General features: G+C 59.3%; 10 protein-coding genes. 4 read left to right on the forward strand and 6 right to left on the reverse strand.

Features of this window, described 5'->3' with window-relative positions:
- Nucleotides 1-302: 302 nt before the first annotated feature.
- Together DWW12_RS02195 and DWW12_RS02200 are read right to left on the reverse strand one after the other, a co-directional pair.
- Complete coding sequence (locus DWW12_RS02195) at nt 303-1,211, reverse strand: hypothetical protein (protein ID WP_117736459.1); 909 nt, start codon at nt 1,209-1,211, stop codon at nt 303-305.
- 152 nt (nt 1,212-1,363) lie between these two features.
- Nucleotides 1,364-2,779 (reverse strand): MFS transporter, encoded by a 1,416-nt coding sequence (locus DWW12_RS02200; protein ID WP_117655207.1) that lies wholly within the window; start codon nt 2,777-2,779, stop codon nt 1,364-1,366.
- Between the two features lie 204 nt (nt 2,780-2,983).
- Between DWW12_RS02200 and DWW12_RS02205 the strand changes: the two genes are divergently transcribed.
- The gene (locus DWW12_RS02205) at nt 2,984-3,394 is read left to right on the forward strand and encodes a peptide deformylase (protein WP_117854764.1); all 411 of its coding nucleotides are present in this window, start codon (nt 2,984-2,986) and stop codon (nt 3,392-3,394) included.
- Nucleotides 3,395-3,468: 74 nt separating this feature from the next.
- On the opposite strand, the gene DWW12_RS02210 is transcribed toward DWW12_RS02205, so the two are convergent.
- A complete protein-coding gene (locus tag DWW12_RS02210) occupies nt 3,469-4,950 on the reverse strand; it encodes an aminotransferase class I/II-fold pyridoxal phosphate-dependent enzyme (RefSeq protein WP_117854854.1) in 1,482 nt (493 codons plus the stop codon).
- Between the two features lie 203 nt (nt 4,951-5,153).
- Entirely contained in the window at nt 5,154-6,011 is an 858-nt protein-coding gene (locus DWW12_RS02215; RefSeq protein ID WP_233544205.1) for a LysR family transcriptional regulator, read from the reverse strand.
- Nucleotides 6,012-6,129: 118 nt separating this feature from the next.
- Between DWW12_RS02215 and DWW12_RS02220 the strand changes: the two genes are divergently transcribed.
- Both DWW12_RS02220 and DWW12_RS02225 read left to right on the forward strand, forming a co-directional pair.
- Nucleotides 6,130-7,041 (forward strand): DMT family transporter, encoded by a 912-nt coding sequence (locus DWW12_RS02220; protein ID WP_117854767.1) that lies wholly within the window; start codon nt 6,130-6,132, stop codon nt 7,039-7,041.
- 211 nt (nt 7,042-7,252) lie between these two features.
- Nucleotides 7,253-9,502 carry a KUP/HAK/KT family potassium transporter gene (locus DWW12_RS02225; protein ID WP_117854769.1) on the forward strand — a complete coding sequence of 750 codons (2,250 nt, stop codon included), beginning with the start codon at nt 7,253-7,255 and terminating at the stop codon, nt 9,500-9,502.
- Between the two features lie 79 nt (nt 9,503-9,581).
- Here the strand turns inward: DWW12_RS02225 and bsh are convergent, their stop codons facing one another.
- Nucleotides 9,582-10,547 (reverse strand): choloylglycine hydrolase, encoded by a 966-nt coding sequence (gene bsh, locus DWW12_RS02230; protein WP_117736467.1) that lies wholly within the window; start codon nt 10,545-10,547, stop codon nt 9,582-9,584.
- Nucleotides 10,548-10,678: 131 nt separating this feature from the next.
- Complete coding sequence (locus tag DWW12_RS02235; RefSeq protein ID WP_055250721.1) at nt 10,679-11,098, reverse strand: peptide deformylase; 420 nt, start codon at nt 11,096-11,098, stop codon at nt 10,679-10,681.
- A gap of 193 nt (nt 11,099-11,291) precedes the next feature.
- On the opposite strand from DWW12_RS02235, the gene DWW12_RS02240 reads away from it, so the two are divergent.
- Complete coding sequence (locus tag DWW12_RS02240; protein ID WP_089573357.1) at nt 11,292-12,605, forward strand: NCS2 family permease; 1,314 nt, start codon at nt 11,292-11,294, stop codon at nt 12,603-12,605.
- Nucleotides 12,606-12,639 lie beyond the last annotated feature (34 nt).

Consider the following 12,639-nt stretch of genomic DNA (forward strand, 5'->3'; position numbering starts at 1 on the left):
AATGGACGTTCTTAAACGACTAGTCAAACAAGAACGTCCCCAACGACCATATTGCGATAGACGACCACGTTTGCCCAGATAAAACCGACCAAAATAAACCTGTCCCTTTTTGGTAGGTTTGGATCAAGGCGACGCCGATGCCTTGGTACCGACAGCGAAAACCCGCCAGAGCGAGCAAGGTGCCTTGAAACGAGGCGGCATTGATCTTTTGGTCATGCCGCCGAAGTTGAAAGGCAGATTGCCGCCCTGGCGGGTTTGCAGCGTCGAGCAGTTACGGCGTTTGGTAAAACGCCGTAACTCAACTAGAAGCGGTTGCCGCGGAAGCCGCCACCGTTGCGGCCGCCACGGTCGCCACCGCGACCGCCGCGGTCGTTACCACGGTTGCCGCCGAAGCCACCACGGTTGCCACCGCGATCGCCATAGCCACCACGGTTGCCACCAAAGCCGCCGCGACCGCCACGGTCGCCGCCACGGTCGCCAAAGCCGCCACGGCCACCGCGATCGCCACCGCGACCGCCACGGTCGCCGCCACGGCCACCGCGATCGCCAAAGCCGCCGCGACCGCCACGGTCGCCGCCACGGCCACCGCGCTCGTCACGGCCGCCGCGAGGACCGCGGTCCTCGTCCAGGCCCATGGCGACGAGCGGAGCGATAACCTTATCGAGAGCGGCCATCAGCTCGGTAGCCTCCTCGTAAGAAAGCTCGGGCAGGAGCTTCTCCTTCTTGTTGGCAAGCTCGACCAGGCCCTCAGCGGCATCCTCGGCAGCGAAGACAACGATCTTGCGCATATCGCCCTCGGCGTCGTCGATGCGGCCGACCAGATCGGCAGCCTCGGCCTCGGCCATCAGGCCATCGAGCTCACGAAGGCGCATGCCCAGCAGGTCGGACATTTCCTTCTGCTCCATCTTGGGCTTGAGGTCAAGAAGCTTGATGGCGCGCTCGATGTTCGCCATGCGCTCGGCCTTGGCCTCCTCCTCCTTGGAAATAGCAAAGCGACGGCTGCGCAGCAGGCGGGCGGCCTTCTGCATCTTGTCCATCAGCTCTTCGTCATCGTAATCAGCGGCGGCCTCGACAACCTCGGCCTCCTCGGCGGAAACCTCGTCAGCAGCCTCAACCTCGGCAGCTTCGGTCTCCACAGTCTCGACTGCCTCAACCTCGGCAGCCATGGTCTCGTTCTCGGTCTCGTTCATGATCTCTTCGTTCTCAGACATGAGACTCCTTCTTGGCCCTCTCGGGCATCATCGCCCCATTCGCGGGGCCCGTCGCGCACTCTTTGCGCTTTAAACATTCATGCCTCTCGGCAAATCGTCCATTAGTTTATGGTGTCGTCACCCAATCTAACTGCAGAATCTATGTGCACACATTAATGCGACATGTGCGACTCGCGGCGAGCGTACACCAGCGACACCGCGAACCCGACAACGGCAATCACGGCCGCCACGCGCACGGCGGCTGCAAATCCTATCGCCTGGGCAACGTCCGACGCAACGCCTGCGGCGCCAGCAGCCACCGCAGAACTCGAAAGCAGGCCGATAAACAGCGACGGACCAAACGACGCGGCAATCATGTTCCACGTGTTAAGCAATGCCGTTCCGTGAGGATGCTCAGCGGCGGGGAGCGTCTCCAAACCGGCGGTCTGCGAGGGGCTCAGTACCAAACCGACGCCGGCATACACCACAACGGTCAGCAGCACGACAACGCCGATGTTCATGCTTGCCGCGGTCATCGAGATTGCCGTCTGCCCCACAGCGATCAGGGCAAAGCCGACCGGCAGCAGCGGCCACGCACCACGGGCATCCATCACGCGTCCGCCCACAATCGAGGTCACGGCGTTGCAGGCGATCGCCGGCAAAATGAGCAAACCCGCGACAAGTGCGGTCATGCCGTATGCGCCCTCAAAATAGAGCGGCAACAAAACGCTCATCGAGAACGTCGTCATCATCGACACCACCACAAGCAGGCATGCAGGCCAAAAACGAACGCTCGCCATGGGACGCACGTTAAGCACCGGATGCTCGAGCTTGAGCTGACGAACCGCAAACAGGCCGAGCACCACAACAGCGGCGAAAAGCGCCACGATACCGGCCATCACATTGGTCGAGAACTCGCCTACGGAATACACGAACGCCGTAATGCCGGCAGCGAGCAAAACAACCGACAGAATATCAAGCGTGGTGTTCGAGCGCTCTCCGACATTCCGAACGAGCTTTGCTGCCGCCGCGGCGACCACGACACCGCCCACCAGCGGCACTACGAACACCGCCCTCCAGCCAAACAACGTGCACATAAGACCACTAATCACGGGCCCAAACGCCGGCCCTAGCGTAATGCAGGCACCGCCCAGGCTCAGATACAGACCGAGCTTCTCGCGCGGAGCACAAGATAGCACCACATTCATCATGAGCGGAAACAAGATGCCCGATCCCGCAGCCTGCAAAATACGACTTGGCAGCAAAACGGTAAACGACGGGGCGACCAGGCACAGAACTTCTCCGGCGACCATGCATCCGCATGCGAAAAACAGCAGCTTGCGCGTCGAGAAACGACCGGACAGAAAGGCCATGATGGCCGTAAAGATCGACGTCACGATCATGTATCCCGAAACTAGCCACTGCGCCGTGGTGGCACTCACCGAAAAGGCCGCCATGATATCGTGCAGTGCCACGTTAATGATGTTCTCGTTAAACGCGGCGACAAAGGCTGCAATATACATTACGACGAGAAACGCCGAAGTGGCCGATGGCGTTGCTTGAACTTGTTGCTGAGATTTGCTCCCCATGCATTTCCTTCCTCTTGGAACGACAGTCGCATCGCCCCAGAGGAACAGTCCAGGGCGAGCATGAGCCCTAGACTTACGTCAGACGCCGCACGCGACGGATCCGACAACATGGTCCAACGTTGAAAGATTGTAACGCTGACGCGCAGCTTTCCTTCCGCGCTATTATTAAAAGTCCACGAAAGCACGAGACATGAGGAGCCCGCCATGATTAAGCCCATCATGAAATCCGAGTTCTTTTTGCGCCTGCCTTCCGAAGACGCGGGGCCCGACGACGCCGCGACCGGGCAGGATCTTCTGGACACGCTGCATGAACACGAGCACGAGTGCGTGGGGCTTGCCGCCAACATGATCGGCGTACGCAAGCGCATCATCTGCGTAAAGGACGGCAACAGGGCGCTGCTTATGTACAACCCGCAGATTCTTGAGCAGGTCAACGCCTACCAGACGAGCGAAGGATGTCTTTCGCTCGTCGGCGAGCGTCCCTGTACCCGATATCGCCGCATTAAGGTTGAGTATTTGGACGAGAACTTTGCCCGCTGCATCAAAAACTTCTCGGGCTACACCGCCGAGATCATCCAGCACGAAATCGACCACTGCCAAGGAATAGTTATATAGTTGCGCCAATTCAAGAAAGCTCCCTGCAGCCAAGCAACTGCAGGGAGCTCTTCATAGTGCGGAACTTCTATCCCCTACGCCTGGCGGTAATGGTCAAAGAAGTCGGCGAGGTCTTCGAGGGACTCTTTGAGTACTTCCATGCGCGGCAGGTACACGATACGGAAGTGGTCGGGCTCAGCCCAGTTGAAGCCGCCGCCGCGCGTGATCAGGATCTTCTTCTCGTGCAGCAGGTCAAGGGCGAACTGCTCGTCATCGGTGATGTTGAACTTCTTCACATCCATCTTGGGGAAGATGTAGAACGCCGCGCGCGGCTTAACCACCGAGATGCCGTCAATCTTGTTGAGCGCCTCATACACAAAGTTGCGCTGCTCGTAGACACGGCCGCCAGGACGGATGTAGTCGTTAACGGACTGATGACCACCGAGTGCCGTCTGAACGATCGACTGAGCCGGCACGTTGGAGCACAGGCGCATGTTGGAGAGCATGTTGATACCCATGATGAAGTCGCTCATGCAGCGCTGGTTGCCCGAAAGCACCATCCAGCCAATACGATAGCCCGCAATCATGTGCGACTTGGAAAGGCCGCTAAAGGTGACACAGGGCAGATCGGGAGCGAGCGAGGCAATCGAGACGTGCTCATAGCCGTCCATGCACAGGCGGTCGTAAATCTCATCGGCAAAGATCATCAGCTGATGCCTGCGCGCAACCTCAACGATGCCCTCGAGCACCTCACGCGGATAGACGGAACCCGTGGGGTTGTTAGGGTTGATGATGACGAGGGCTTTGGTCGCGCTCGTGATCTTGGACTCCATATCCTCCAGGTCGGGATACCAATCCGCCTGCTCATCACACAAATAATGTACGGGATGACCGCCGGCAAGGGTTGCGCACGCCGTCCAGAGCGGATAGTCAGGGCTGGGGATCAGAATCTCGTCGCCATTGTCGAGCAGCGCGTTCATCGAAAGCTGAATGAGCTCGGACACGCCGTTGCCCGTGTAGATATGCTCCATCTGAACGTTGGGCAGGCCCTTGATCTGCGAATACTGCATGATCGCCTTGCGCGCGGAGAACAAGCCGCGCGAGTTGGAATAGCCTTCGCAGTCGGGCAGCTGCTGGCGCATGTCCTTGATGACCTCATCGGGCGTGCGGAAACCGAAGGGCGCCGGGTTGCCGATATTGAGCTTGAGAATGCGCTCGCCCTCGTCCTCCATACGGGCGGCCTCGTCGACGACGGGACCGCGCACGTCATACAGGACGTTATCGAGCTTGGTGGATTTAGAAAAAGTACGCATGGTGGTGCTCCTTGCAATTTGAGCTGAGGGATGGTGTTCGGGCTTGGAATCGTTGCGGGGAGATGATTCCTCGCCTCGGTCGGCGTCACCGGCGAGCAGCCAGGTAACATCGACCTCCAAAATACGGGCGAGCAGCTCTGCCACATCGCGCCGCGGAATCGTCTTGCCGCTCACATATTGGCTCATCTGACTCTTGCCGAGTTTTTTGCCGAGCATCTCCGATGCGCGGATTACGTCCGACTGGCGAACGTCGCGATCGGACATAGTCTGTCGCAGGCGATCGCTAAACGTCTCTTGGGCCACTAGAACCTCCTTGCTGGCAAAGTTCAATTTATAGAACACGAATTGAACCGAAGTTCAATTTAGCAAGCAGTATAGCGCCATGCGTAGCGAGTAAGCTCAATTTCACAAGAAAATATGCTGAGTGCTCGTACGATTCGACATCTGAGCAGCCCTCGCCGAGCATGCTAGAGGTATTCGAGAAAACGGGCGGCGGCAAGTGAAACATCGGCCGTTCGATATATAGCGTTGATCTGCCGGTGGGGATGTCCTTCGAGCGAACGAATGGCAACGTTGAACTGGCAGCGGCGCAAGATGAGCGCCGGAAGAACGCTCACGCCCAGGCCGTCCTCGACCATGGCCATAATCGCATAGTCATCCCAGGTCGACAGCTTTGAGCGCACGGTCAGCCCCGCCCGACGGAACAGTGGCGTAATCTCGTCATCGGTGCCGCGTTCCAGCAGAATAAACTGCTCGTTGGCCAAATCGGCAAGAGAGACGACCTCCTCGGTGGCAAGCAAAGACTCTGCCGGCACTACCGCCATCAACTCGTCGCGCACCAAAGACCGCGACGTCATGCCATTTTCTCGGGGCTCATGCGGGATAAAGCCCAGATCGCAGCGGCCCTCTGCCACCCATTGTTCAATCTCCGAATAGTCGCCCATCAGCAACTCGTAATCGACGTCTGGATAATCGGCACGAAAACGCGCGATCACCGGCGGCAGCACGTGGGTCGCCACGCTCGAAAACGTACCGATGCAGATTTTGCCGCGCATGAGCCCGCGCATCTCATCCACGCGTCGCTGCAAGCGAACGAATTCCTCGCAGAGCGCCTCCACGGCCGGCATAATCTGCCGCCCGTCGGCAGAAAGAGCTACGCCCTCGCGACTGCGGTCGAGCACCTTAAAGCCCCAATCGGCCTCAAGATCGGCCACCATGCGGCTCACGCCCGATTGCGAATAGCTCAGGCGCTCTGCGGCGCGCGTAAAGCTTCCGGCGCGCACGGTCTCGAGCAGCACCTGCATCTTTTGAATATTCGTTTCCACGGCAGGCCTCCACCATTGCATGAGTTTTTGTCATGTCATTCATGCATTATATTCGCTTTTCTTCTAGAACCACCTCGCCCATAGTAAACATGCAAGGATATAGAGGGGACGGCAGTACATGAATAACGGACTGATTACGTATTTGGCAGCATTGCTGCTGTTTGGCTCCAACGGCATCATCGCCGCCGCCATCGCGCTGCCGAGCTCCGATATCGTGCTGCTGCGCACCTTTCTGGGAGCCCTCTCGCTCGTCATCATCCTTGCCATCACCCAACGCCATAAGCTGCAGGCGCCATCTCGCCCCCGCGAAGCCGCGGCCCTCCTCCTCTCTGGAGCCGCGCTTGGCGCCAGCTGGATTTTTCTGTTCCGCGCCTATCAGACGATCGGCGTCGGCATCTCCTCGCTGCTGTACTACTGCGGCCCCATCATCGTCATGGCCCTCTCGCCGCTTATCTTTGGCGAAAAACTGACCGGCGGCAAAATCGCCGGGTTTATCGCCGTCGCCTGCGGCGCTTTTCTCATTGCAGCGCAAGGTCTCGGCGGCAATATGCCCATTGCGGGCATCGCCTGCGGCATCGCCTCGGCCTTCTGCTATGCATTGATGGTCATCGCCAGCAAGGGCGCGCCGCACATCGAAGGCCTCGAGAACTCCACGCTCCAGGTGAGCGCCGCCTTTGTGACCGCGCTGGTTCTCACACTCGTCACCCAAGGCGCTCCCTCGTTCCTCTCCCCCAGCATTGCCGCCGGCATCGATTGGGGCGCCGTCGCCATGCTCGGCGTCGTCAACACCGGCATCGGTTGCCTGCTCTACTTTAGTGCCGTCGCCAAGCTGCCCGTCCAGACCGTCGCGGTCGTCGGCTACCTCGAGCCGCTTTCGGCCGTCGTGTTCTCCGTTGCCCTTTTGGGAGAGACCATGACGCCCATCCGCCTCATGGGCGCCGCGTTGATCATCGGCGGCGCGATCTTTTGCGAAGTCGCCGGCAAACGCGCAGACACCAAAGCAAGCATCGCCCAAGTAGCACGCGCCTAAAAGCCCCTCTTCAGTTTCAAAGCAGAGGCGCGTCCGTGGTTATCACATTGCAGCAAGACCATACAGCCGGTGCGCCCCTGTTTTGAAATGCTACCTGCGTACATGAATAATCCCCAGATGGGGATTATTGTCTAAAACACCCCGATGTGCCAAACTGCTCTTATATGTATAAAGATGGCATAAAGGTTATCTGCCCTAGACAGATAACCGGATGTCTAAGGGAGTCCACGTGGCACACAACAAACTGGAGGCAAACCTCCAAGACCAGCACGGACAGAGCGGGCATGGAGCCATTCCCCTTTCTGCTGGTATGTTGCTCGTAACGCTCGGCGTCGTCTATGGCGACATCGGCACGAGCCCTATGTACACCATGAAATCAATCGTCGCCAACAACGGCGGCGTCGGTACCGTCAGCGAGGACATGATCCTGGGCGCGCTTTCGCTCGTCATCTGGACCATGACGCTCGTAACCACGGTCAAGTACGTGCTAATCGCCATGAGGGCCGACAACCACAACGAGGGCGGTATCTTCGCCCTGTTCAGTCTCGTGCGCAAAGTGGCGCCGTGGCTGATCCTTCCCGCCATGATCGGCGGTGCGGCGCTGCTTGCCGACGGCATCCTCACCCCCGCCGTCACGGTCACCACAGCCATCGAGGGTCTGCGCACCATCGAGTGGGGCCACGCGCTATTGGGCGACGGCCAGACCAACGTCATCATTATTACCATCATCATTATCTGCGGCCTATTTGCCATGCAGCGCGCCGGCACCTCGTCAATCGGCAAGCTCTTCGGCCCGCTCATGACGCTATGGTTCCTGTTCCTGGCGGGCGCCGGCCTGTTCAACATGCTCGGCAACCTGTCCATCTTGCGCGCACTCAACCCCATCCGCGGCATCATGTTCCTGTTCTCGCCCATCAACCACTCGGGCATCATGGTGCTCGGTTTCGTCTTCCTGTCGACGACCGGCGCCGAGGCGCTCTATTCGGACATGGGTCACGTGGGCAAGGCTAACATTTACGCATCCTGGCCGTTCGTAAAGGCGGCCCTCATCCTTAACTATCTGGGTCAGGGCGCTTGGCTGCTCGCCAACAACTCCAATCCCCAGATGCTCGCGATGGACATCGTCAACCCGTTCTACATGATGCTTCCCGAGCCCCTGCGCCCCTTTGCCATCGTGCTATCGGCCGTAGCGGCCATCATCGCCTCGCAGGCGCTTATCACCGGCTCGTTCTCGCTGGTATCCGAGGCCACGCGTCTCAACCTTATGCCGCATCTGCGCATCCACTACCCCAGCGACACCAAGGGTCAACTCTATATTCCGCTCGTCAACAACATCATGTGGGTCGGCTGTATCTTCATCGTGCTGCTGTTCCAAAACTCCGAGCGCATGGAGAGCGCCTACGGCCTCGCCATCACCGTGACTATGCTCATGACCACGACGCTTTTGACGAGCTATATCGCCGGCATCCTCAAGCACAAGTTGGGCGCCTGCGTCTTTGCCCTGCTTTTTGGCGCCATCGAGCTCTGCTTCTTTGCCTCGTGCCTCACCATGTTCTTTAACGGCGGCTATGTGATGATCTTCCTGGCCTCGCTGCTGTTTGGCCTTATGTACGTGTGGCGCCGCGGCACCGCCATCGAGCGCACGCAGACGATCCTGCTGCCCGTCTCCAAGTACATCGATCAGCTCAACCGCCTGCGCAACGACGAGACCTACCCCGTGCTCGCCGACAATCTGGTGTTCCTCACCAACAGCCCCGACCCGCTCACGCTCGACCGCGACGTGCTCTATTCCATCCTGGACAAGCACCCCAAGCGCGCCAAGGCATATTGGTTCATCAACGTGCACGTTACCGACGAGCCCTATACGCACGAGTATTCCGTCGAGACCTTTGGCACGGACTTTTTGTTCCGCGTGCGCCTGGACCTGGGCTTTAAGGTCAACCAGCGCATCAACGCCTATCTGCGTCAGATCGTTGGCGACTTGATGACATCGGGTGAGCTGCCACCGCAGCATCACACCTACTCCATCTACGAGACGCGCGGCAACGTGGGCGACTTCCGTTTTTGCATGCTGCGCAAGATGCTTGCCCCCGAAACGGACATCAACCGCAACGACCACCGCGTGATGGCCATCAAGTACGCCGTCCGCCGCGCCTGCGGAAGCCCGGCACGCTGGTACGGTCTTGAGAACTCGGCGATCATCATCGAGTACGTGCCTCTCTTTGCCCGCATGCGTCCGGCGGTCAAACTCGTACGCACCCATGTGCCGCTCGAGGTCCAGATCGAGGAAGCCGAGGAAATGGAAGTCGATATCTTCTCGGACGACCTGGTCAACGGCAACGAGGCCGGTAGGGACATGAACGTCGATCCCACCGAATTGCTCGAGAGCGTCGCCGATACGCCCGAACAGCAACTGCTCGACGGCCTCGAGAGTGCCCAGCTCAACGACGTCAACTTCTAGCGACGTCACACATCGATGACAGTGGCCCTGCACCTCACGGGAGATGCAGGGCCATTTTGCATTGCAGTAAAGCTATGAGCTACGAACGGCGCGGCTCGGGAACCACGAGCCTATCGGGGCTCGCGCCCTCGGCATCCATCAGGCTCACGTAGCGAATCGACGGATCCCCATACATCGCGTAGTAATAATTGCCCGTGCGCGCGCTAAAGCATCCGGTGTAGATAGTCTTCTCGAACTTGCCATCGCCCATCCTGGACGCTCCCTCGATCATCACCACGCCCTCGAGCGAGCGGAACATGCGAACGACGTTTTCGGTCTCGCTCTCCTTTTGCGGGTAATTGGCATTGAGGTACGCCGCCTTTACGAAACGGCTCGGCGAATAGCAATCGCCCGGAATGCCGCGCATGCCGGCACCGGCTCCATAGGGCTTAAGCTCGGCGCCACGCCATGTCGCCGTCTGCGGAAAATCGCTTGTGGCGGTGATATAGGTGCGCAGGTTTTCCATGTGCCACGGGAAGGTCGGCTGGTTGGCAAGGGTGTCGACCGGATCGTCGTATACATGCAGGCCGTCAGCCATCATCTCGACCACGATGCTGCGCCGGCTGTCGCCGATAATCCAATGGAGCAGCGACACGCCCAGCCCCTCTCCGGCAGATTTGGCGACAATCACCGTGTCGCGCAGCGCGGCCTCGACCTCGTCGACCGTCGAGAACGTCGCTGCCACCCACAGGGGAAACTCATAGGCCGCGATATTGTTCTTGCCGTCGACAGGGCCCTCGGCATACTCGGCATAGCCGGGAAAGTTGAGCCCCGCCACAGCCAGACCCGCATCGTTACCACAGTCGAAAAACATGGGATAGTTCTTGTAATCGATGCACATGCCGATTACCGCGTGTGCCGCCGACGCATCGTCGATAAACGAATACGGAATGTGGAACCCGCGCGGCATCACGCGAACCTGTTGGCCGTAGTCAAAGCTCCAGTCGAGGTTGCGGCCCAGATACATGTGGCCAGAATTATCGGTAAATCGAATGCTCGTGCACATAGCGCCTCCTAGCTTTACGGTCCTGCTAAGGTTATTGTCACCAAACAAAAAGGCGCTAAACACAAAAGCCCGGACATGACAACAATGTCACGCCCGGACCAAAAACGACGAAGTGCGGTGCTGTGGTCGCCCTAGACAAGCTTGCCAAGACAGTGATCGATCATATGCTGAATCATCTGCGCCTCGAAGCCGACAAAGTCCTGCTTGCGCTCGCGCATCTTGCCATCGACGATCTGGTCAAAGGCAACCTTGCACTTGATATAGCGCGTGGACTTGGTGACCTCCTCGTGCGTCAGGCAGCTCTCCTCCATCTTGCTGGCGCCCAGGCCAAACACCAGACGGGGGTTGTAGAGCACGTGGGGCTCGCCGGCGTCGTCCAGGTAGACGCAGACCTTCTTGGTAACGCCAATCTGGTTAGCGGCAAGGCAGCCGGCATCGTCGAGCGACTTGATGGTATCGATCAGGTCCTGAGCAACCGACTCGTCCTCGACGGTCGCAACCTCGCAACGCTGGGACAGGATAGCCTCGTCGTGGCAAAGCTCTTTAATCATACGTTCCTCCATAGGGGTCGTTGTAACCGCTTAAGTATACGGTACCCACACATTTTCATGCGATAAATACCGTCCGTCTGTTACAAAGCGCCGAACATCAACATGCGAGGAACGGCAAGGTTGTAAAGACGATATAGTAAGTGAGTTCGTGTCAATCGGCCTAAACTCGGGGCCGAACAAGGAAAGGGTATGCATGGACGAACTTTTTCACGTCAGTGAGCGCAAGTCCACAATCGGGACCGAACTTCGCGCTGGACTGACAACATTCCTGGCGATGGCCTACATCATCGCCGTCAACCCCGCAGTGCTCTCGGGCGCTGGCATCGATGCGGGAGCGCTCGCCTGCGCCACCTGCCTGGGCGCCGGCATCATGACCATCTGCATGGGCATCTTCGCCAACCGCCCGCTCGCCTGTGCGTCGGGTCTGGGCATCAACGCCATGATTGCGGGCATCGCCACCACCATGTGCGGCGGCGACTGGCACGTGGCCATGAGCGTTATCTTCCTCGAGGGCGTCGTCATCTTGCTGCTCGTCCTTTGCGGCCTGCGCGAGGCCATCATGGACGCCATCCCCGTGGTCCTGCGCCACGCCATCTCGGTGGGTCTGGGCCTGTTTATCGCCATGATCGGCCTGTGCGACGCCGGCATCATCACCGCTGGCGCCGGTACGCTCGTCGGCCTGGGCGACATCGCCTCCCCCACCTTTATCGTCGGCATCATCTCCATCGTCGTGACGGTTGCCCTAGCTTCCCGCAACGTGCCGGGCTCGCTGCTCATCGGCATCATCGTCGCCGTTATCGCCGGAATCCCGCTGGGCGTCACCCATGCGCCCGAGGGCCTCATCGCACCGCTCGACTTCTCGACCTTCGGCGCCCCGTTTGCCAGCACTGCCGACGGCAACCTTGCCATCGTGAAGGTCCTGACCGACCCGATGCTGCTCGTCGTTGCCTTCTCGCTGCTCATGAGCGACTTCTTCGACACCATGGGCACCGCGATGGCCGTCGCCAAGCAGGGCGAGTTCTTGACCGAGGACGGCAATGTCGAGGACATCCGTCCCATCCTGGTCGTCGACTCCGTGGCCGCTGCTGCCGGTGGCTTTATGGGCGTCTCCTCCATCACTACCTTCGTCGAGTCCACCTCTGGCGCTGCCGACGGTGGTCGCACGGGCCTCACCTCCGTCACCACCGGCGTGCTGTTCATTCTCGCCGCGTTCTTCTCCCCCATCGTCACCATCGTTTCCAGTGCCGCCACCTGCGGTGCTCTGGTCTACGTCGGCTACCTCATGATGAGCGAGGCCTCCGAGATCGACTGGTCCGACGTGTCGCAGGGCTTCCCGGCGTTCATGATTGTCGCCGGCGTGCCCTTCACCTACTCCATCTCCGCCGGCATTGGCCTGGGCTTTATCGCCTACGTGATCGTCGCGCTCTTTAAGGGCGAGGCCTCCAAGATCAAGCCGCTCATGTGGATCGCAGCCCTTGCCTTCCTCGTCTACTTCTTCGTAGCGTAACGGCAAAGCTGCCAAAGCAGAACACCAAAGCGCG

The organism is Collinsella sp. AF14-35, assembly GCF_003464565.1.
In the GTDB taxonomy this organism is placed as follows: domain Bacteria; phylum Actinomycetota; class Coriobacteriia; order Coriobacteriales; family Coriobacteriaceae; genus Collinsella.